20 protein-coding genes are annotated in these 19,300 nt (G+C 71.5%); 13 read left to right on the top strand and 7 right to left on the bottom strand.

The annotated features are described in order from the left end of the window. Positions 1 to 67: 67 nt before the first annotated feature. On the bottom strand, positions 68 to 799 hold the full coding sequence (locus tag DJ75_RS01330; protein WP_094522078.1) for an MBL fold metallo-hydrolase: 732 nt from the start codon (positions 797 to 799) through the stop codon (positions 68 to 70). A gap of 328 nt (positions 800 to 1,127) precedes the next feature. Here DJ75_RS01330 and DJ75_RS01325 point away from each other — a divergent pair, with 328 nt between their 5' ends. Both DJ75_RS01325 and DJ75_RS01320 read left to right on the top strand, forming a co-directional pair. After that, positions 1,128 to 1,316, top strand: coding sequence for a hypothetical protein (locus DJ75_RS01325; protein WP_094522077.1), 189 nt, complete (start codon positions 1,128 to 1,130; stop codon positions 1,314 to 1,316). Then, positions 1,313 to 2,404 (top strand): hypothetical protein, encoded by a 1,092-nt coding sequence (locus DJ75_RS01320; RefSeq protein ID WP_094522076.1) that lies wholly within the window; start codon positions 1,313 to 1,315, stop codon positions 2,402 to 2,404. The genes DJ75_RS01325 and DJ75_RS01320 overlap by 4 nt, the downstream gene beginning before the upstream one ends. 264 nt (positions 2,405 to 2,668) lie before the next feature. Here the strand turns inward: DJ75_RS01320 and DJ75_RS01315 are convergent, their stop codons facing one another. Then, positions 2,669 to 4,348, bottom strand: a complete 1,680-nt coding sequence (locus DJ75_RS01315; RefSeq protein ID WP_094522075.1) for a Na+/H+ antiporter NhaC family protein — start codon at positions 4,346 to 4,348, stop codon at positions 2,669 to 2,671. 254 nt (positions 4,349 to 4,602) lie between these two features. Between DJ75_RS01315 and asd the strand changes: the two genes are divergently transcribed. From asd to DJ75_RS01300, 3 genes are all read left to right on the top strand, one after another. Then, entirely contained in the window at positions 4,603 to 5,649 is a 1,047-nt protein-coding gene (asd, locus tag DJ75_RS01310; protein WP_094522074.1) for an aspartate-semialdehyde dehydrogenase, read from the top strand. A 56-nt stretch (positions 5,650 to 5,705) separates the two neighbouring features. Beyond that, a complete protein-coding gene (locus tag DJ75_RS01305) occupies positions 5,706 to 5,918 on the top strand; it encodes a hypothetical protein (RefSeq protein ID WP_094522073.1) in 213 nt (70 codons plus the stop codon). 78 nt (positions 5,919 to 5,996) lie between these two features. Next, positions 5,997 to 6,623, top strand: coding sequence for a class I SAM-dependent methyltransferase (locus DJ75_RS01300; protein WP_094522072.1), 627 nt, complete (start codon positions 5,997 to 5,999; stop codon positions 6,621 to 6,623). 17 nt (positions 6,624 to 6,640) lie between these two features. Here the strand turns inward: DJ75_RS01300 and DJ75_RS01295 are convergent, their stop codons facing one another. Beyond that, entirely contained in the window at positions 6,641 to 8,632 is a 1,992-nt protein-coding gene (locus DJ75_RS01295; protein ID WP_094522071.1) for a 3-hydroxyacyl-CoA dehydrogenase/enoyl-CoA hydratase family protein, read from the bottom strand. Positions 8,633 to 8,796: 164 nt separating this feature from the next. Between DJ75_RS01295 and DJ75_RS01290 the strand changes: the two genes are divergently transcribed. Continuing rightward, on the top strand, positions 8,797 to 9,393 hold the full coding sequence (locus DJ75_RS01290) for a DNA-3-methyladenine glycosylase (protein ID WP_094522070.1): 597 nt from the start codon (positions 8,797 to 8,799) through the stop codon (positions 9,391 to 9,393). Positions 9,394 to 9,739: 346 nt separating this feature from the next. Here DJ75_RS01290 and DJ75_RS01285 read toward each other — a convergent pair whose 3' ends face one another. Further along, positions 9,740 to 11,095, bottom strand: a complete 1,356-nt coding sequence (locus tag DJ75_RS01285; protein ID WP_176451048.1) for a RimK/LysX family protein — start codon at positions 11,093 to 11,095, stop codon at positions 9,740 to 9,742. A gap of 120 nt (positions 11,096 to 11,215) precedes the next feature. On the opposite strand from DJ75_RS01285, the gene DJ75_RS01280 reads away from it, so the two are divergent. Both DJ75_RS01280 and DJ75_RS01275 read left to right on the top strand, forming a co-directional pair. Further along, the gene (locus DJ75_RS01280) at positions 11,216 to 12,484 is read left to right on the top strand and encodes a hypothetical protein (RefSeq protein ID WP_094522069.1); all 1,269 of its coding nucleotides are present in this window, start codon (positions 11,216 to 11,218) and stop codon (positions 12,482 to 12,484) included. 73 nt (positions 12,485 to 12,557) lie between these two features. After that, positions 12,558 to 13,613, top strand: coding sequence for a succinylglutamate desuccinylase/aspartoacylase family protein (locus tag DJ75_RS01275; RefSeq protein WP_094522068.1), 1,056 nt, complete (start codon positions 12,558 to 12,560; stop codon positions 13,611 to 13,613). 70 nt (positions 13,614 to 13,683) lie between these two features. On the opposite strand, the gene DJ75_RS01270 is transcribed toward DJ75_RS01275, so the two are convergent. Further along, positions 13,684 to 14,202 (bottom strand): hypothetical protein, encoded by a 519-nt coding sequence (locus tag DJ75_RS01270; RefSeq protein ID WP_094522067.1) that lies wholly within the window; start codon positions 14,200 to 14,202, stop codon positions 13,684 to 13,686. 137 nt (positions 14,203 to 14,339) lie between these two features. On the opposite strand from DJ75_RS01270, the gene DJ75_RS01265 reads away from it, so the two are divergent. The 5 genes from DJ75_RS01265 (at position 14,340) to DJ75_RS01245 (ending at position 18,196) form a co-directional block, all read left to right on the top strand. Further along, a complete protein-coding gene (locus tag DJ75_RS01265) occupies positions 14,340 to 14,795 on the top strand; it encodes a YbhB/YbcL family Raf kinase inhibitor-like protein (RefSeq protein ID WP_094522066.1) in 456 nt (151 codons plus the stop codon). A gap of 76 nt (positions 14,796 to 14,871) precedes the next feature. Next, a complete protein-coding gene (locus DJ75_RS01260; RefSeq protein WP_094522065.1) occupies positions 14,872 to 15,732 on the top strand; it encodes a TatD family hydrolase in 861 nt (286 codons plus the stop codon). After that, the gene (locus DJ75_RS01255) at positions 15,729 to 16,889 is read left to right on the top strand and encodes an SDR family oxidoreductase (protein ID WP_094522064.1); all 1,161 of its coding nucleotides are present in this window, start codon (positions 15,729 to 15,731) and stop codon (positions 16,887 to 16,889) included. Before DJ75_RS01260 ends, DJ75_RS01255 begins: the two co-directional genes overlap by 4 nt. Positions 16,890 to 17,065: 176 nt before the next feature. Beyond that, positions 17,066 to 17,647 carry a DUF2150 family protein gene (locus DJ75_RS01250; protein WP_094522063.1) on the top strand — a complete coding sequence of 194 codons (582 nt, stop codon included), beginning with the start codon at positions 17,066 to 17,068 and terminating at the stop codon, positions 17,645 to 17,647. Positions 17,648 to 17,713: 66 nt separating this feature from the next. Continuing rightward, positions 17,714 to 18,196, top strand: a complete 483-nt coding sequence (locus DJ75_RS01245) for a DUF456 domain-containing protein (RefSeq protein ID WP_094522062.1) — start codon at positions 17,714 to 17,716, stop codon at positions 18,194 to 18,196. A gap of 65 nt (positions 18,197 to 18,261) precedes the next feature. On the opposite strand, the gene DJ75_RS01240 is transcribed toward DJ75_RS01245, so the two are convergent. Continuing rightward, on the bottom strand, positions 18,262 to 19,077 hold the full coding sequence (locus DJ75_RS01240) for a DUF63 family protein (RefSeq protein WP_094522061.1): 816 nt from the start codon (positions 19,075 to 19,077) through the stop codon (positions 18,262 to 18,264). Beyond that, positions 19,077 to 19,300 (bottom strand): universal stress protein (locus DJ75_RS01235; RefSeq protein WP_176451401.1); only part of this gene is annotated, 224 nt, incomplete at its 5' end. The genes DJ75_RS01235 and DJ75_RS01240, both read right to left, overlap by 1 nt.

The raw sequence follows: 19,300 nt of genomic DNA, 5'->3' as shown, positions 1-19,300 counted from the left end.
TTCTGGCGGCGAGCGACACTCCGAGCCGCGAGGCTTCGCGGAGAACCGAAGCGGAGAGGTCGCCTGGCTAGAACGCGACGCGCTCGCCGTCTTCGGGGACCGCCACGCCCTCCGCCTCCGACCGGAGCTCCTCGCGCGAGAGCAGACAGTGGTTGATCGCCTCCATGTGGACCACGGCGACCGCCGCGTCGGTGGCCTCGCGGACGGCGGCGACGTCGTCGACGCCCATCGTGATCGGCGGTCCCTGATTGAACCGCGCCTCGCCGCCGTTGAGCACGACGGCGTCCGGCTCGAACCGGTCCAGCGTCTCCGCGACGGGCCCGTACCAGACCGTGTCGCCGGCGACGTACAGCGTCTCGTCGCCGTCGAGGACGAAGCCGGAGACGGGACCCATCTTCTCGGCCAGTTCCCCGTGGCCGTGGCGACCGGGGGTCCGGTGGAGGTCGACGCCCGCGAACGACGCCGCGTCCTCGACGGGTCGCACGTCGGTGAACCCCTCGTCGACGAACGCGTCGGCCTCGCTCGGCTGGCAGAACACCGGGACGTCCGGATCGAGCGCCTCCGTCGCCGCGTCGTCGAAGTGGTCCGGGTGGCGGTGGGTGACGATCACCGCTTCGTGCGACAGGTCGACGTCGGGCATCGGGACGAGCGGGTTCGCGCGGTCGTTCGGCGTGTCGTCGATGGGCGGCAGCGCGCCCCGAGACGCGACCAGCGGGTCGACGAGGAAGGTGCTCCCGTTCACGGTCGCGAGGACGGTGGCGTTGCGGACGAGAGTGACGCTGAGGTCGGGGGCGGACATACGGGTCCGTTCGGCGAGCGCGCGGTTGTGGCTTGCGGCGGGACAACGCCCCCCCGCGGCGTCGCTCGAAGGTCCGGAGAAGCCCGAGCGCCAACCGGGCCGGCTCTGAGCGGACGGAGATGGCGCCCTCGGAGCGGGAGAACCGTCGGCCTAGCCACCGCGACGCGACCGTCAGCACCGCGTGGCCGTCGCCCGGAGTGGCGGTTCGATAGGCCGCGCCAAAATCCGTTCACGGCGCCGGAGTCGCCCGAACTGTTCGCGTAACGCACCGTGTATTTATGTGCCGGACGGGCGTCGTGTCCCCCGTCATGTACGGACGTGAGTCGCCGTGAGACGCCGGAATCGTATCCGAGCGGGAACCGGGGCCGACGCGGCCGGTGTCGCGGGCGGTCTCGCGGGCCGCAGGCGGCGCGACGGACCGCCGCTCAAGGAGGGGTTCGAGCACGACATGGGCGACCGGGAGGCGGACGCGACTCACGGCGTCACCGACCCGTCGGTGCGCGTCGAGGCCCGATGACCGCCGAGAGCGACGCGGACGAAGCCGCCGCCGACCGACCCGACCGGCCCGACGCCACCGACGACTCCGCCGGCACGATGCGCGGACGGGCCGGGGAGAACCGGCTGAAGCTCTGGCTCCTGTTGCGGGCGAACCGGCTCGTCGTCGCCGGGGCGCTGACGGTCCTCGTCTTCGTCGTGTCGGTCGCAATCGCCGCGGGAATCTCCCCGTCTCTCGCCGCGAAGGTCGAGGCGAAGGACCCGATCGAGACGCTGTTCTCGGCGATGATCACGGCGATCGTCACCGGGGCGACGCTGGTGGTCACGATCGGTCAGCTCGTACTCACGCAGGAGAACGGTCCGCTCGGCGACCAGCGCGATCGCATGGACGGCGCGCTCGCGGTCCGGGAGACGGTCGCGGAGCTCCTCGGCTCGCCGGCGCCGACCAATCCGGCCTCCTTCCTCGACGCGCTCCTCGGCGTCGCGTCGGAGCGCGCCGACGCCCTCCGCGAGTCGGTGCGCGACCGTGACGCGGGTGGGACGGGCGAGACCGACCGTCCCGACGAGCCCGCCCTCCGGGAGGACGTCGACGAACTGGCGTCGTCCGTCGGCGAGAGCGCCGACGCCGTGCGCGACCGTCTCGACGGCACTCGGTTCGGCTCCTTCGACGTGGTGTTCGCCGCGCTCGACTTCCCGTACGGCCGCGAGATAGCGCACGCGGAACGCGTCGCCGCCGACCACGGCGAGGCGCTCACCGACGACGAGCGCGACCTCCTCGGGGACCTGACGGAGGCCCTGTCGCTGTTCGGTCCCGCCCGCGAGCACGTGAAGACGCTGTACTTCCAGTGGGCGCTGATCGACCTCTCGCGGCTGATCCTCTACGCCGCGGTGCCGGCGCTGGTCGTCGCGGGCGCCATGGTCGCGGTCGTCGACGTCGGGACGTTCCCGGGGCGCACGCTCGGGGTCGACCACCTCACGCTGGTCGTCGCGGGCGCGTTCGCGGTCACGCTGCTCCCGTTCTCGCTGTTCGTCTCCTACGTGGTCCGCGTCCTCACCCTCGCGAAGCGGACGCTCGCCATCGGACCGCTGGTGCTGCGGGACACGGAGTAGGCGAGCGCGGCCGCTCTCCGGGGGAGGAATGTCGCCCGCAACACTAACGACCGGTCTCATCTCCGGCGGCGTGCCGCGTCGACCGGGAAACCCTCGTGGCGGGCGGTCGCCTGCGCGGCGACGGGCGGGTCGCGTCAGCGACCGGATGTGACGCGCCTGGGTTCTCCGCGCTGTCATCGCTCCCATCGGGGAGTACTCGGGCGGGGACTGAGGGCGCGCGTCCGACGGTAGCCGGCGGACGCGTTTAAAAGGTCCGCCGCGCGCTCAGTCGTCCTGCTCGGTGCCGGCGACGATCACGGCGCCGCTCTCGTCGTCCTGCCGCTCCGACACGGAGACCGGGTCGATCCCGCGCCGGGAGGCGTCGAACTCCGAGAGCAGGTAGACGAGGCCGGCGAGCAGGAGCGCGCCGAACGGGAGCAGGGCGAGCGGCGTTACCCGGGTGACCCCCCAGACGACGAGCAGGAGGACGACCACGGCCGCGACCGTGACCGCGTAGTAGATCTGCGTGCGGACGTGGTCGATCAGGTCGGCGCCGGTGAACGTCGCCGAGAGGACGGTCGTGTCGGAGATCGGCGAGCTGTGGTCGCCGAAGATGGCGCCCGAGAAGATGACGCCGACCATCGCCGCCACGAGCGTGTGGCCCGCCGCGCCGCCGCCGCTGATCTCCCACGCGATCGGGATCGCGATCGGGGTGACGATCCCCATCGTCCCCCACGAGGTGCCGGTCGAGAACGCGATGAGGCCGGCGACGACGAACACGAGCGCCGGCAGGAGGGAGGCCGAGACGGAGCCCACGGCGACGTTCGCGACGTAAGCGCCGGTGCCGAGCGCGTCGATCGCCTCGCCGATCCCCCACGCGAGCACGAGGATGGAGGCCGCGGTGAGCATGATCCCGAACCCGTCGATCGTGTACTCGGTCGCGTCGCCGACCCCGAAGATGTCGTAGGCCCGTCCGAGGACGAACCCGCTGGCGACCATCGCGAACGAGCCGATCATGAGCGCCACCTCGTAGGAGGCGTTGAGCGCGGCGTCCCACAGCCGCCCGCCGGCCGCGCCGCCCTCGCCGGCGAGGAGGTCGCCGCCGAAGCCGACCGGTGAGAACTCGCCGGACCACAGCGCGGTCCCGACCGTCACGGCGATCAGCACAGCGACGGGCACGAAGAAGTTGGCGAGCCGCGGCGTCGACGCCGGGGGATCGCCGAGCTCGCCGGCGACGTCCTGCATCGGCACCGCCTCGTCTCGGGTCACCTTCCCGGCGGTCCACGACCGGTGTTCGGCCGTGAGCATCTCGCCGTAGTCGCGGCCCGAGCCGACGATCAGGAGGACCATTACGATCGCGAGGATGGCGTACATATTGAACGGGATCGAGGAGACGAACACCTCGAAGGTGCCGGGCCGGTTCGCGGCCGCGACCCCGGCGGAGTCGTACCCCTCGGCGATGAGCGAGAGTTGGAACGCGACCCACGAGGAGATCCCCAGCGTCGCCACCGGCGCGGCGGTGGAGTCGACGATGTACGAGAGCTTCTCGCGGGAGATCCGGAGGCGGTCGGAGACGTCCTTCATCGCCGACCCCACGATCGCGGTGTTCGCGTAGTCGTCGAAGAAGAGGACGATCCCGAGCCCCCAGGCGACGAGCCCGGCCTGTCGCTGGGAGTCGAGGCGGTCGAGCGCCCAGTCGCGGACCGCGGCGGTGCCGCCGAGGTTCCACACCATGGCGACGCCGGAGCCGAGAAGCAGGGTGAACACGAGGATCGTCGCCTGAAACTCGTCGGAGACCGCCGCGACGATCCACTCGAACGTCTGGACGATCCCGAGCCCGCCGGTGACGATGACGGCCCCGGACCAGATGCCGAGGAACAGCGAGAGCACCGCCTTCCGGGTGATCACCGCGAGGACGATCGCGAGCAACGGCGGGGCGACGGACAGCGCTCCGAAGTCGGTCATGGCCACCACCACTCACGCGAGAGTATTTAATACCTCCCCGACACGAGAGTTGACGTATCACCGGAAATATAACTTATAGGCGAATTTACATAGCTGTATATTCGCTGTGAGCGACCGTTCGTCGATCGGTGATCGCTCTCGACGATGGATCGTCGACCGGCTCGGTCGACGCTACGACGGCGGTCACCGCCCGCGACCGGCGGAATCGGCGCGTATCCGAACGCACTTACGTCCCTGTGACCGACCCACGCGCAATGTCTGTACGAGTCGGCATCCTCGGCGCCACCGGCGCCGTGGGTCAGCGGTTCATCCAGTTGCTCGACGATCACCCGACGTTCGACCTCGCGGCCGTCACCGCGAGCGCGGACAGCGCCGGGAAGACGTACCGCGAGGCCGCCAAGTGGCGCGTTGACACGCCCATCCCGGAGAGCGTCGCGGAGATGACGGTGACGGAGACGACGCCCGCGGGGATCGCGGACGACGACGTCGACCTCCTGTTCTCCTCGCTCCCCTCTGGAGTCGCCGCCGAAGTCGAGCCCGCCTTCCTGGAGGAGGGGTACGTCGTCTCCTCGAACTCCTCGAACGACCGCATGGCGGCGGACGTCCCGCTCACGATCCCGGAGATCAACCCCGGCCACCTCGACCTGATCGAGGTCCAGCGCGACGAGCGGGGCTGGGACGGCGCCCTCGTGAAGAACCCGAACTGCTCGACGATCACGATGGTGCCCACCCTCGCGGCGATCGACCGGTTCGGCCTAGAGAGCGTCCGCGTCTCCACGCTACAGGCGGTCTCAGGCGCGGGCTACTCCGGCGTCACCTCGATGGAGATCCTCGACAACGCCATCCCGCACATCGGCGGCGAGGAAAACAAGATGGAGACGGAGTCGCGGAAGCTCCTCGGCGAGTTCGACGGCGCGGAGGTCAACCTCCACGAGGCCGACGTCGCCGCCTCCTGTAACCGGATCCCCACCCTCGACGGTCACTTGGAGAACGTCTTCGCCGAGTTCGCCGAGGACCCCTCGGCCGCGGACCTCCGCGAGGCGATGCGCTCGTTCGAGGGCGTCGGCTCGCTCCCGAGGTCCCCGGACCAGCTCATCAAGGTGTTCGGCGAGGACGAGCCGGAGCGCCCGCAGCCCCGCCTCGACCGCACGTACGCGGACGGGATGGGCATCGTCGCCGGCGGCGTCCAGTCGACCGACGCCGGCGCGAAGTACAACTGCCTCGCACACAACACGATCCGCGGCGCGGCGGGCGCCTCGCTGCTGAACGGCGAGCTGCTCGTCGAGGAAGGGTACGTCTAAGCGAGCCGACCCGCGACCGTCAGAAACTTACTTCTCCGCGTTCCGCTCCCGACGCTATGTCAGAGACGACCCTCGAACGGTCCCTCCGCAGGGGCGTCGCCGTGCTCCTCGTCCCGCTGTCCGGCGCGACGACCCTCCCCGAATTCGTCGAGTCCGCGCTGCCCGGAATCTCGAACGTCCTCGGCGCCGCGCTGTTCGTCGCGGCCGTCGCGTACCTCGTCGTCAGCGTCGGCGGACAAGTGGTCTCGGCGGCCGACACCCCGCTGTAGTCGAACGGCGAAGCGAGGGACCGGCGGTCGCCTCCGGCGACCGAAGGCTTCAACAGCCGCGTCTCGGATTCGGCTCACATGGTGGACAAAGACGTCGTTCGTCGGGGCTACGACGCGCTCGCGGAGACGTACGCCGCCGACCGCGGTCGGGAGGGTCGCGGGAGAGCGATCCTCGCTCGGTTCCGCCGGTCGCTGCCCGAGTCGGCGCGCGTCCTCGACGCGGGGTGCGGGCAGGGAGCACCCGTGTTGCGCGACCTGAGCGCGTCTGCGACCGCGACCGGGCTGGACGTCTCCCGAACGCAGTTGGAGTTGGCCGCCGAGAGCGTTCCGGACGCGTCGCTCGTGCAGGGCGACGTGGCCGCGCTCCCCTTTCGCGCCGATTCCTTCGACGCGGTGACGGCGTACCACTCGCTGATCCACGTCCCGCGGGACCAGCGCCGACGGGTCCTCGAGGAGTTCGCTCGCGTGCTCGTCGACGGCGGACGGCTGCTCCTCTCGGAGGGAACGGACGAGTGGGCGGGGACGAACCCGGACTGGCTCGACACCGGCGTCGAGATGCAGTGGTACATCGCCGGGGCCGCCCGGACCCGCGAACACCTTCGAGAAGCGGGCTTCACCGTCGAGGCCGAGCGGGAGGCCGCCGACTCTCTAGACGACGGGAACGAGGGGCGGTGGACGTTCTTCGCCGCGGAGCTGGGGAGGTAGGCGGAGCGAACGGAACCTCACTTCCCTTCGAACTCCGGCTCGCCGTCGCCCATGAACGCCGTGACGCCCTCCATGAGGTCGTCCGTGTTCATCACGTGGCCGAAGCCCATCGCCTCCACCTCCAAGCCCGCCTCGCCGTCGGTGCGGCCGGCGTGCATCGCGCGCTTCGTATACTTCTGGGCGATCGGCGGGCCGGCGGCGAGCGACTCGGCCAACTCGCGCCCGCGCTCGGCGAGTTCCTCGCCGGGGACGACCTCGTTGACGAAGCCGTAGTCGGCCAGCGTCTCGGCCTCGTAGCGCTCGGCGGTGAAGATGATCTCCTTCGCGCGCCCCTCGCCGACGATCCGGGCGAGGCGCTGCGTACCACCCCAGCCCGGGAGGAGCCCGAGGTCGTGCTCGGGCTGGCCGAGCTCGGAGCGGTCGGAGGCGATCCGCATGTCGGCCGCGGTGGCGAGCTCCATCCCGCCGCCGAGGCAGTAGCCGTCGATGGCGGCGACGACGGGGCTGTCCGACGCCTCTAGCTTCCCGAACGTCTGCTGCCCCTGCCGCGAGAGCTCGACGGCGCTTATCGGCTCCGCGCCGCCGGCGGCCATGCTCTGGACGTCGGCGCCGGCCGAGAAGGCGCGGTCGCCGGCGCCGGAGAGGAGGATCGCCCGTACCTCGTCGTGCTCGTCGAGCCGGTCGATCGCGTCCGCGAACTCGTCGAGCAGCTCCCCGCTGATCGTGTTCATTCGGTGCGGGCGGTCGATCTCGACGTGACCGACCCGGTTCTCGACGGAGACGTTGAGCGTGTCGTAGTCCGCGAGCGCGTCGTCGCCCTCGGCGTCTTCCCCGTCGTCGGTCCCGCCGTGGAACCCGCCCGCCTCGGCGGCCTCGCGCAGGTAGTCGGTCGCCTCGTAGCGCGCCTCGCCGGTCTCCTCGCGGAGGTCGTCGAGGACGTCGACCAGCTCGTCGAGCCCCTCGCCGTCGGCCAGCTTCGCGGGGCCGTCGGGGAAGCCGGCACCGAGCATCACGGCGCGGTCGATGGCGGGCGCGTCGGCGACGTCGTTCCCGATCAGCCCGGCGACCTCGTTGGCCATCACGGCGAGGAGCCGCTTCCGGACGTCCCCGTCGATCGCGTCCGAGGGGATCTGCGCGCCCTCGCCGTCCTCGTAGTCGTAGAAGCCCGAGCCGGTCTTCTTCCCGAGCGTCTCCGCCTCGACCTTCTCGACGAGCAGCGGGCAGGGGCGGTACGCCTCGCCGAGGGTCTCGTGCATGTAATCCAGCACGTGGTACCCCACGTCGATCCCGACCTGGTCGGCGAGCTCGAACGAGCCCATCGGGAGCCCCATGTCGAACTTCGTCGTGGAGTCGACCGCCTCCATCGTGGCGTCGCCGGACTCGACGATCCACGCCGCCTCGTTCATCAGCGGGACGAGGATGCGGTTGACGATGAAGCCGGGGCTGTCCTTCCGGACGCGGACGGGGGTCTTCCCCATCGACTCCGCGAGCCCCTCGATCAGTTCGAGGGTGTCCTCCGAGGTGTGCTTCCCGGAGATGACCTCGACGAGGTCCATCCGGACCGGCGGGTTGAAGAAGTGCATCCCGCAGAAGCGCTCGGGCCGGTCGGTGACCTCGGAGAGCTCGGTGATCGAGAGGCTGGAGGTGTTGGTGACGAAGACGGCCTCTTCGGGCGCGTACTCGACGACCTCGTCGTACACGTCCTTCTTGATGGCCATCTTCTCGGGGACGACCTCGACCACCACGTCGGCCTCGGCCAGCGACTCCTCGAGGTCGACGTACGCCTCGACGCGGTCGAGCGCCGCCTCGGCCTCGTCGTCGCCGATGCGGTCCTTCTCGGCGAGCTTGCCGAGCGACCACTCGATCTGGTCGTAGCCGTCTTGGACGAACTCCTCTTCGATGTCCCGCAGCGCCACGTCGTAGCCGGCGAGGGCGGCGACCTCCGCGATGCCGTGGCCCATATTTCCGGCACCGAGCACCGTCACGTGCTGGACGTCTTCCAGTTGCATACGGCAACGGTCGGAACCGTCATGGTTGAACGTTTCCATCTTCCAAACGGGAAACCCAAGGTAAGTTTATATCGGGTCCGACCCGCGGGCCGACGGGGTCGTCGAGAGCGTAACCGCGGCCGCGACCGAAACGGTCGGGTGGCTCCGGCCCGAACCCCGGACCGATGGACGACCGAGTCGCGGCGACCCTGCGGGAGGACCCGACGATGGCGGCGCTTATCGACCGACACGGTCGGCTCGCGATCGAGCCCGCGGCCGACGAGTTCGCGCGCCTCTGCACCTCGATCGTGAACCAGCAGCTCTCGACAGCCTCCGCGGCGGCCATCCGCGAGCGGTTCCTGGACGTCCTCGGCGGCGACCCGACGCCGGACCGCGTGCTCGCGGCCGACGAGGGCGCCCTGCGCGAGGCCGGGCTCAGCGGGACGAAGGTCGAGTACCTGCGCGCGACGGCCGAGGCGTTCCGCGACGGCGACCCCGACCTGACCCGCGAGGGGCTGGCCGACGCGAGCGACGAGGCGGCCGTGGGCCGGCTCACCCAGATCCGCGGCGTCGGCGAGTGGACCGCGCGGATGTACCTGATCTTCGCGCTCGGACGCGAGGACGTGCTCCCGCTCGGCGACCTCGCGGTGCGGAAGGGGATCGAACAAGTGTACAACGATGGGGCGGAGCTGACTCGGGGAGAAATGCGGGAGATCGCCGAGGCGTGGCGCCCGTACCGGAGCTACGGGACGCGGTACGTCTGGGCCGAGTACGAGTCGTGAGCTGTTGCCCCCGGTTCGACGGTGGATCGTTCAAACGTCCCAGCCGCTCGCTTATAAATAGGTGATTGCGGAGTAACGGTGAACACTTCCAAAGCCCCAGCCGTGAGGACTCGCGGGACCGCCGGAAGACGGTCCTGCTCGCTCACTTCGTTCGCTGCGCGTGCTGCGACTTCCGTGCTCCCGCTCGCTTCGCTCGCGGGACCGCGACCGCCCCGCACCTCACGCCTCCCCAGCCTCGTCGGTCGCCTGCGGCGACCGACTCCCTCGCGGTCTCCTCGCGGTCGCCGGTGGCGACCGCTCGGAGGCGCGCCACCGTGATTCCTTAAATAGTCGACCGCGAACCCGTCTACTCCTCCTCTTCGAGGATCTCGCCGGCCTCGGTGCGCTCCGTCTCGTCGGTGTCGGCGCGCCGTCGGACGTCGACGCGGTAGTCCGTGAGGATGTCGCGGCCGAGGAGGAGCGGGTACTCCATGTGGCCGCGGTCCTCGACGCTGGCGGTGACGGTGTGCTGGTTCCCGCCGATACCGATCACGAGGTCGACGACGGGGCGGGCCTTCCCGCCCTTCACGCTGCCCGACTTCACGCGCGTCATGCTCTTGATCGGGCCGGCGCCGATCTCGGCGGCGAGCTGGGTGTCGATGCTCGTCCGGGTCGCGCCCGTGTCGGACTTCGCGAGCGCCTGCGTGGAGCCGGAGGTGCCGGTGACGACGACCTCCTCGATGTAGCCGATGTCGGGCTGTTCGGTCGGGCTCGGCTTCGGGGCGGGCGCGCAGGAGGGCCGCGAGTCGTCGAGCGTGGCCGCGATGCGCTCGACCTCGTCGTCGTCGACCTCGCCGCCGACCGTCTCGATAGCGAGCCGCGCGATGTGGGGGGCGGGGCTCGTGCCGGTCGCCTCGTAGAGCCCTTTGAACCCGGCCGTCGGGTTCACTTCGAGGACGTACCAGCCGTCGTACCCCTCGACGAGGTCGACCCCGGCGTAGTCGAGGTCCATCACGTCGGCCGCGTACAGCGCGGTCTCGGCGGCCTCCTCGGGGATGTCGTCGGTGGCGTCCTCGACCGCGCCGCCGAGCGCGACGTTGGTGCGCCAGTCGCCCTCGGGCGCGTAGCGGTACATCGAGCCGACGATCTCGTCGCCGACGATGTACACGCGCAGGTCGCGGTGCTCCTCGTCGTCGCGGTCGATGAGCTTCTGGAGGAACGCCTGTCGGTTGCCCACCTTCGGGTTCACCCGCTCGGTGAGGTCGACCTTCCACGTGCCGCCGCCGTGCGTCCCGATCGCGGTCTTGTAGACGCCGACCTCGCCGAAGCGCTCGCGCCCCTCGTTGAGCCGGTCGTTCGAGAGTGCGAGCAGCGCGTCGGGCACGCGGATGTTCCAGTCCGCGAGCGTCGCCGCCGTCGCGAACTTGTGGATCGACGCGAGCACGGCGTTCGGCTCGTTCAGCATCGGCCTGATGCGCTCGAACGTCGTCGCCAGCCCGAGCAGTTCGGCGGGCTGGTCGGTGTTCGACAACAGCAGGCGGTTCGCGATGACATCGACGGCGGGCTCCACCGAGACGTCGCCGTCCTCGACGCTGATCGCGGCGTTTTCCTCGCGGAGCCAGACGGGCTCGTGCCCCAGGTCTTCGACCGCGTTGCAGATCGCCTTCGTTTCCTTGCTGTTGTGCAGCGACAGCACTCCCACCCGGACCGGGTCCGAACTCATGCCCACACCTGCGTGGCCCCGGGTAAAAGGTCGCCCGATCGGTGAGGGTCGGCGGCGACAGGGCGAAGACATCGACCGGGGACGCGCACGGTTATTGCTCCGGCGACCGAACGCGGACGCGTGAGCGCTATCGTCAGGGCGTTCGCTCGACGCCGCGCGAGGGTGTTCTGCACCGCACGTCGCGCCGACGGCGGTGGGACCGCCGACGCGCTCGAGGCCCTCGTCGGCGAGGTGCGCGCGGACGAGACCGACCCGGCGGAGAGCGCGCGACGCGTGCTCCGAGGGGCGGCCCCGAGCGGCGGCTTCGAACTCGTCCGCGGCGGCGAACCGCCGTCGGTCTCGGACGGGGCGACCGACCGGACCGTGTACCCGTTCCTGTTCGAGGGCGCCGGCGGCGCGGGCGACGACGCGGCGGCCGACCCGATGGCCGTCGACGGCGAGTGGCTGTCGCCGACGGCGTTCCTCACGCGCGAGGCGGCGCCGCGGCTGTGGGAGAGCTACCGCCGCGTCGCGCCCGACGTCGACCTGCTCCGGACCGACGAGACGCACGGCGCCGCGTGGCTCTCCGTCCGGGCGCTGGAGGTGGTCCGCGACACGGCCGGCGCGGTCGCGTTCGGCGCCCTGGACGGCGGGGTCGAGCGGATCGCGGACCGCGCTCGCGTGCTCCGCCGCGCCCGCCCGAGCATGGTCGTCGTTCGGAACCGGGTCGACCGGGCGATGATCGGCTCGGACCGGACCCCCGAAGCGATCCACGACCGCGCCGTCGACGCGCTCGACGACGCGCTCGACGCGGACCGCGAAGCCGCGGAGCGGGCCGCGGCCGCGCTCGCGGACGCGTCCGGGAAGACGGCGACGCTGTCGCGGTCCGGAACCGTCGCGCACACGCTGCGTCGGGTCGGGCGCCCGGTCGTCGTCGGCGAGTCCCGACCGAGCCGCGAGGGGGTGGCCGCCGCGGAGGGCCTCGCCGCCGCCGGCGTCGACGTCACGCTCGCGACCGACGCCGGGCTCCCCGGTCTCGTTCGTGAGAGTGAGGTGGGGTGCGTCCTGCTCGGCGCCGACCGGGTCCTGCCCGGCGGCGACGTCGCGAACAAGGTCGGGTCGTACCCGCTCGCGCTGGCGGCGGCCGAGGCCGCGGTCCCGGTGTACGTCGTCGCCGCCGCCGACAAGATCGCGACGGCCGACGAGGTCGTTCGGGAGTCGGGCGACGCGGCGACGGTGTACGACGGCGACCGCCCGATCGGCGTCGCGAACCCGATCTTCGAGCGCGTTCCGGGGGATCTGTTGACCGGGGTGATAACCGAGGACGGCCCGCTGGATCGGGCGGCGATCGCGGAGCGGGCGCGGGAGCACGCGTCGCGGGCCGAGTGGGTGACCCGACGGGGCCCGTGACCGGAGACCGCCGGTCCGGCCGCGGGGCGACCGGGTCGTCATATATATACCCCCCGCCCTGCTCCCTCGTGACATGAGCGACGATCGGATGTTCACGTACAACGGCGGCGCGGTGCCGCCGGGCGAGACGCAGAACATCCGCTACGGGATCAGCGAGACCTACCTCGGCGACCCGGTTCGGATCCCAGTGACGATCGTCAACGGCGAGCGCGACGGGCCGACGGTGTTCCTCACGGCGGCCGCGCACGGCGACGAGCTCAACGGGATCGAAGTGGTGCGCGAGGTCGCACACGACTGGGACCTCTCGTCGCTGTGCGGCACCCTCGTCTGCCTCCCCGTCCTCAACGTCCCCGGATTCATCGCACAGCAGCGGTACCTCCCGGTGTACGACCGGGACCTCAACCGCTCGTTCCCCGGCGAGCCCGGCTCGACGAGCTCGAAGCGGATGGCGAACCAGATATACTCCAACTTCATCGAGCCCTGCGACTTCGGGCTCGACTTCCACACCTCCACGCGGGGCCGGACCAACATGCTCCACGTCCGCGCGGACATGGCCGACGCCGGCGTGCACCGCCTCGCGATGGCGTTCGGCTCGAAGGTGATCATCGACAGCGACGGGCCGACCGGCACCCTCCGCGGCGAGGCGACGGCCGCCGAGATCCCCACGATCACGATCGAGATGGGCGAGGCCCACCGCTTCCAGCGCCCGCTCATCGACGACGCCCTCGACGGCGTGCGCTCCGTCTTCGCCGAGTACGGACTGCTCGAGACCGACACGGTGCGGTGGCCCGGCTGGCGGACCATCGTCGCCGGCGCGGGCGAGAAGACGTGGCTCCGCGCCGACTCCGGCGGCATCGTCGACACCCACTTCGAGAGCGGGTCGCTCGTCCGCGAGGGCGACCGGATAGCGACGATCACCAACCCGTTCAAGGAGGACGCGGTCGGGGTCGAAGCCCCCTTCACCGGACTCCTCATCGGACTCTTGGAGAACCCCGTCGTCTACCCCGGCAACCCCCTCTGCCACCTCGTCGAGATCGACGAGGCGGTCCGCCGCGCGATCGAGACCGGGGACTCGCCGACCCCGGTGGGGCAGCCGGAGTCGTCTGAGCCGTCGGAGCCGGCGGACTGAACCGTCGGAGCCGAGGGAGCCGGCGGACTGAACCGTCTGAATCAGCGGACTGGGCCGCCTGACGACGCGGTCACGTCACGGTTGTCCCACCGAGCCGTCCGCGGTACGCGACCGCGACGGCGGCGACGACCGCGAAGAAGCCCGCGAGGAACGCGACCGGCTGGAGGAGGACCCGCTGGGCGACCACCGCCCCCGGCTCGCGCGCGACGGTCCGCGTCCAGAACTCGTAGCGCTCGCCTCGGTAGTCGACGATCACCAGCCCGTCGCCGAGCGTCGGCTCAGCGGGGTACGACAGCGAGTCGACGCGGGCGTCCGGTTCCCCGACGCCGAACCCGCCCTCGGCCTCGCGAGCGCGGTCGAACGCCTCTCGGGCCTCGGGGGTGAGGTCGCCGTAGCCGACGACGTCGCCGTCGCTCAGCCCCTCGGCGTCCACCCCGGAATCGGCCACCGACGACCCGCCTTGGACCGGCTGCACCGTATGGGTGTACGCCGGATCGGGTTCGCCGACGGCCACGGGGAGGTACAGCGGGTTCGCCATCAGGAGGACGCCGACCGCGAGGAGGCCGGCGGCCGCGAGGCGGGATACCATTCGTGACTCCCTTCGGCCGGGCCGGGCTTGAGGGTTTCCGCGCTCGCCGTCCGTCGGAACGGCGGATCCGCGGGAACGCTTTTGCCGTCGACGTGACAATCGCAACGTGTCCGGACCAGATCCGGACGGGTGATCACATGAGCGAGCTCAGACTATCGAGTACGGCGTTCGGTGACGGCGAGCGCATCCCCGAGGAGTACGGCTACGCGGAGCGGAACGTGAACCCGCCGCTGCGGATAGACGGCGTCCCCGACGAAGCGGCGGCGCTCGTGCTCATCGTCGACGACCCGGACGCGAAGGAGCCGGCGGGAACGGTGTGGGACCACTGGCTGGTCTGGGACATCGACCCCGGTCGCGAGGCGATCCCCGAAGGCTGGTCGCCGACGGCGGCGACCGAGGGGCAGAACGATTTCGGCGAGCACGGCTACGGCGGGCCGAATCCACCGGACCGCGAGCACACCTACCGGTTCCGGCTCTACGCGGTCGACGAGCCGATCGGCCTCCCGCCGTCCGCCGACAGGGAGGACCTCATCGACGCGATGACCGGGCGGATCGTCGCCAAGGCCCGGATCGAGGGGACGTATCCGCCGTGACGGGCGACGGCGGGCGTCGGAGCCGCAGCGACCTCGCGACCGAGTCCTATATTCCGTCGCGGGCGAACCACCGACCATGACCGAGGACCTCGACACGCCGGTGCTGGACAACCACCTCCACCTCGACCCGCGCCACGGGCGCGGGATCGACGCCGTCGAGGACTTCGTCCGGCTCGGCGGCACCCACCTGCTCGTCGTGAACAAACCCTCGTGGCACCTCGGCGTCGAGCCCGACGAGCCGGCCGACTTCCGGCCCGTCTTCGAGGAGACGCTCGACGCGGTCGCGGCCGCGACCGAGGTCCTCCCGGGCCGCGCGTGGCCCGTCCTCGGCGTCCATCCGGGCCTGATCAGCCGGTTGGTCGACGAACGCGGCTTCGCGCCCGAGGCGGCCCGCGACCTCATGCAGGGCGGCCTGGAGGTCGCGAGCGAGTTCGTCGCCGACGGGCGGGCGCTCGCGCTGAAGTCGGGCCGCCCGCACTACGACGTGAGCGACGCGGTCTGGGACGCCTCGAACGCGGTCACCCGCCGCGCGTTCGAACTCGGCGCCGCGCTCGACTGCGCCGTGCAGCTCCACACCGAGGCCAGCGAGGACCTCACCGACCTGGCCGCCGTCGCCGAGGAGTCCGGACTCGACCCGACGAACGTCGTGAAACACTACGCCGAAGGGCGACTCGCGGGCCCGACTCCGAGCGTGATGAGCGAGAAGGACCGGCTGGAGCGCGCCGCCGACTCCGGCGAGCCGTTCCTGATGGAGACCGACTTCGTCGACGACCCCGAGAAGCCGGGGATGGTGATGGGCCCGAAGACCGTCCCGCGCCGCGTCCGCTGGATGTTAGGGGAGGGGTACGACGAGGCGGTCCGCCGCGCGCACGTCGAGACGCCCGAGGCGGTGTACGGGATCGACACCGAGGCGACCCTAGAGGGACCGACGCCGTGAGCGACGCCGCCGCGGCCGCCCGCGCCGCGCCGCCCGAAGTCCTGTTCACTGGCTTCCCCGGGTTCCTCGGGTCGGCGCTCCTCGAGCGGGTCCTCGCCCGCGGCGACGGCCCGGTCGCCTGTCTGATCCAGCCGCGGTACCGCGACCTCGCCGAGCGGCGCGCCCGGGAGATCGTCGCTGCGGTCGGCGGCGACGCGCCCGGGAACGACGACGTGCCCGGCAGCGACCCCCGCGTCTCGGCCGTCCACCTCTACGAGGGCGACCTCACGGAGCCGAACCTCGGGCTCGGGTCGGCGCTCGACGACCCGGAGCTGCTGGGTGGCGTCGACGAGCTGTACCACCTCGCGGCCGTCTACGACCTGAGCGTCGACGCCGACCTCGCCGAGGCCGTGAACGTCCGCGGGACCGAGCGCGTCCTCGACGCGGCCGAGCGGCTCGACGTCGACCGCCTCCACTACGTGAGCACGTGTTACGTCAGCGGCCGGTACGACGGCGTCTTCACCGCCGACCGCCTCCGCGAGGGCCAGTCGTTCAACAACCACTACGAGGCGTCGAAGTACCGGGCGGAAGTCGCGGTGCGCGAGCGGATGGGCGACGGGCTCCCGGCGACCGTCTACCGCCCGGCGATAGCGGTCGGCGACAGCGAGACCGGCGAGACCGACAAGCTCGACGGGCCGTACAACCTCCTCCGACTGCTCTTCGCGCAGCCGAAACGGCTCGCGGTCGCGTTCTCGGTCCCGGGCGCGGCCGAGACCGAACTGAACGTCGTGCCGCGCGACTACGTCGTCGACGCGATCGCGGCGCTGAGCGCCCGACCGGAGACGGTCGGCGAGACGTTCCAGCTCTGCGACCCGGACCCGCTGACGGTCCCGGCGTTCGTCGCGGCGCTGAGCGACGCCGCCGACCGCCGGACGGTGAGCGTCCCGATCCCGAAGCGGGCGGCGAAGGCCGCGGCCCGCCTGCTCTCGGCCGCGGGGGTCGCCGTCGAGCCGGCGACGATCGACTACCTCGACCACCCGACCCGCTACCGCTGTCCGAACGCCGAAGAGGCGCTGGCCGGGACCGGAGTTTCGGTCCCGCCGTTCGAGTCGTACGTCGACCGCCTCGTGGCGTTCGCCCGGGAGAACCCGTCGGTCGGCGACGATCCGATGACGTGACGGGCACGTCGAACGCTCCGCACCAGAGAGCGCGAGCCGCTGGCGCGGCCGGGACGCGACCCGAACGCGGGACGGGAGCGCCGATCCCCCGAATCCCGCCGCCGAGCGGGTGAGACGCCCTCTCTCGCGGCGATCGATAGGAAAGGCATTTGAGTAGTCCGGGCGACGTACCGCACATGACCGACGACGACGCCGTCGAAACGTTCTATACCGACGACCGCTGGCAGAACTGGCTCGACCGGCTGGAGGAGGAGGACCTCGACCCCGAGAACGAGGACTCTGCGCGGCTCCTGTTGAACCTCCAAGACGACGCGGCGATCGCCGTCGTGAAGATGCTCGCGGCGCTCGACGAGGACCGCATCGACGAGGACCGCGCGGTCGAGGAGATCCGGGGCGTGCGCGACATCGTCCTCGCCGACGTCGACTTCGACGACGAGGACAAGGTGATGCTGATCGACGGCGTCCAGACCTCGCTCGTCCCCGTCTTCTACGCGGCCGAGGAGTACGTCGTCGGCGGCGTCGTCGAGGGCGACGTGACCGAGTTCGTTCGCGCCGCGGCCGAGGCCGAGGCCGAGGACGACCTCGACGCCGCGCTCGGCTACGTCGTGCAGGCCGGCACCCGCGTCATCGACGGCGAGACGCTCGACATCGACGTCGTCGAGGACCTAGAGTACGGTCTCGTCTCCGAGTGGGTCAACGGGCTCGACTCCCTGCAGTCCGCGATCGAGGACCCGGAAGTCGTCGAGGAAGAGGACTGAGCTCGGCGGCGGACGACGGCCCCGTCCGAGATGAACCGTTTTGAACCCGCGCGACGTTAGCGAGGTATGGCGCTCCCCGCGGCCGAGATCGCGATCGTCCTGCTCGTGATCTGGACGGTCAGCTCGTTCCTCCCGCTCGTACCGAGCGGCGTCCTCGCGGCGCTGACCGTCGTCGGCTACGCGTACACCACCGGCTTCGCCGAGCCGGGGCTCGGCGTTCTCCTCGGGCTCGTCCTCGTCTCGCTCCTGGCCTCCGCGGTGGAGCTCGTCTCGGGGATGGTCTCGGGACGGCTCGGCGGCGCGTCGACGCGGACCATCGCCCTCGGCACGGCGGTCGGCGTCGTGTTGCTGTTCGTGATGGGCCCGATCGGCCTCGTCGTCGGGCTGGGCGGCACCGTCTTCCTCGACAGCCTCTACGAGCACCCCGGCGAGACCCGCGTCGCCGTTCGGCGGTCGGCCTACGCGGTGATCGGCGTCTTCGCCGGCCCCTTCGTACAGGCGGTCATGCTGGCCGGCGTCACCGCGGCGTTCGCGCTCTCGGTCCTCTGAGAGCGGCCCGGAACGGGGTCGCGAGGCGCCGCGCCGTCACCCGGCGGTCTCGGGCCGCCCGCCCCTCACGCCGCGATCGCGAACAGCAGCAGGTTGTGCGCCGCCGGCCCGAGCCCGACGGCGGCGACGAAGCCGAGCAGGAGGTATCCCTCCGACGGGCGGTCTCGAACGTACTCCGCGAACAGCCAGACCACGGCGCTCGCGACCGCGAGCTTCACCAGCAGGAACACCCACCCCTCGCCGAGCACCGGGACCGGGGGGATCCCGCCGAGTTCGAGGAGTATCCGGGAGACGGGCGTGCGTTCGCCGAAGCCGAGTTGGGTCGTGCCCACCGCGGTCGAGACGCCGTCGAGCGCGTGGCCGAACACCGCGAGCGCGCCGACCGCGCCGGTGACCGTTGTCTCGGGGCGCAGGCGCGTCAGACCGACCCAGACCGCGGCGGCGATCGGGACGGTCGCCGCCAGCGAGACGGTCGACCACCGCGCGCCGGCCGGGGATACTCCGGTCGCGAGCGCGGCCCCGACGACCGGAGCGAGGAGGAGCGCGCCCGCGGCGGCGAGGAGCGTCGGGACGCGTTCGGGCTGGGCGGTCGCCAGCGCGAGCCACGTCGCGCCCGCGAGCGACCCCACCGTGAGGTAGACGGCCGGGGAGCCGGCGAGCGGCGCGAGCGCGCGCGGGAGCGCGCCGACGACGTAGAGCACGTGGGCCGCGGAGCCGAGCGCCATCCACGGCGCGAGCGCGAGCACGTGGCGCCCGGTGACTCGCGGGGGGCGCCGCCGGAGCGCGACGCCGACCGCGCCGGCCGCGAGCAGGACGGCGACGAGGTACGGGAGCGGTGGGAGGGTCGTGCCCGCGGGGAGGAACGGGATCGCGCCGGCCATCAGACGGACAGGACCGGCTGGCTCGCGTAGAGGAGGACGTACTCGGCGGCCTTCCCCAGCACCTCGCCCGGGTCGCCGGAGACGGGCTCGCGCGGGACGACGATGAAGTCGGACTCCAGCTCCTCGGCGGTGTCGAGGACGACGCTGCCGGGGTGAACCGTCTTCACCGACGTCGAGAAGCCGGCCGCGACGGAGTTGCTGTGGGGCACCCCGGCGGACTCCG

It is taken from the genome of Halorubrum sp. Eb13, assembly GCF_002252895.1.
Lineage (GTDB): Archaea > Halobacteriota > Halobacteria > Halobacteriales > Haloferacaceae > Halorubrum.
This window is presented reverse-complemented; position numbering and strand designations above follow the sequence as displayed.

What these genes read in the sequence shown, in the direction of transcription:
- DJ75_RS01260 (WP_094522065.1), top strand. Translation starts at nt 14,872, where the DNA reads ATGACCGAGGACCTCGACACGCCGGTGCTGGACAACCACCTCCACCTC.
- DJ75_RS01275 (WP_094522068.1), top strand. Translation starts at nt 12,558, where the DNA reads ATGAGCGACGATCGGATGTTCACGTACAACGGCGGCGCGGTGCCGCCG.
- DJ75_RS01305 (WP_094522073.1), top strand. Translation starts at nt 5,706, where the DNA reads ATGTCAGAGACGACCCTCGAACGGTCCCTCCGCAGGGGCGTCGCCGTG.
- DJ75_RS01295 (WP_094522071.1), bottom strand. Translation starts at nt 8,632, where the DNA reads ATGCAACTGGAAGACGTCCAGCACGTGACGGTGCTCGGTGCCGGAAAT.
- DJ75_RS01300 (WP_094522072.1), top strand. Translation starts at nt 5,997, where the DNA reads ATGGTGGACAAAGACGTCGTTCGTCGGGGCTACGACGCGCTCGCGGAG.
- DJ75_RS01250 (WP_094522063.1), top strand. Translation starts at nt 17,066, where the DNA reads ATGACCGACGACGACGCCGTCGAAACGTTCTATACCGACGACCGCTGG.
- DJ75_RS01270 (WP_094522067.1), bottom strand. Translation starts at nt 14,202, where the DNA reads ATGGTATCCCGCCTCGCGGCCGCCGGCCTCCTCGCGGTCGGCGTCCTC.
- DJ75_RS01290 (WP_094522070.1), top strand. Translation starts at nt 8,797, where the DNA reads ATGGACGACCGAGTCGCGGCGACCCTGCGGGAGGACCCGACGATGGCG.
- DJ75_RS01245 (WP_094522062.1), top strand. Translation starts at nt 17,714, where the DNA reads ATGGCGCTCCCCGCGGCCGAGATCGCGATCGTCCTGCTCGTGATCTGG.
- DJ75_RS01265 (WP_094522066.1), top strand. Translation starts at nt 14,340, where the DNA reads ATGAGCGAGCTCAGACTATCGAGTACGGCGTTCGGTGACGGCGAGCGC.
- asd (WP_094522074.1), top strand. Translation starts at nt 4,603, where the DNA reads ATGTCTGTACGAGTCGGCATCCTCGGCGCCACCGGCGCCGTGGGTCAG.
- DJ75_RS01240 (WP_094522061.1), bottom strand. Translation starts at nt 19,077, where the DNA reads ATGGCCGGCGCGATCCCGTTCCTCCCCGCGGGCACGACCCTCCCACCG.
- DJ75_RS01330 (WP_094522078.1), bottom strand. Translation starts at nt 799, where the DNA reads ATGTCCGCCCCCGACCTCAGCGTCACTCTCGTCCGCAACGCCACCGTC.
- DJ75_RS01285 (WP_176451048.1), bottom strand. Translation starts at nt 11,095, where the DNA reads ATGAGTTCGGACCCGGTCCGGGTGGGAGTGCTGTCGCTGCACAACAGC.
- DJ75_RS01320 (WP_094522076.1), top strand. Translation starts at nt 1,313, where the DNA reads ATGACCGCCGAGAGCGACGCGGACGAAGCCGCCGCCGACCGACCCGAC.
- DJ75_RS01315 (WP_094522075.1), bottom strand. Translation starts at nt 4,348, where the DNA reads ATGACCGACTTCGGAGCGCTGTCCGTCGCCCCGCCGTTGCTCGCGATC.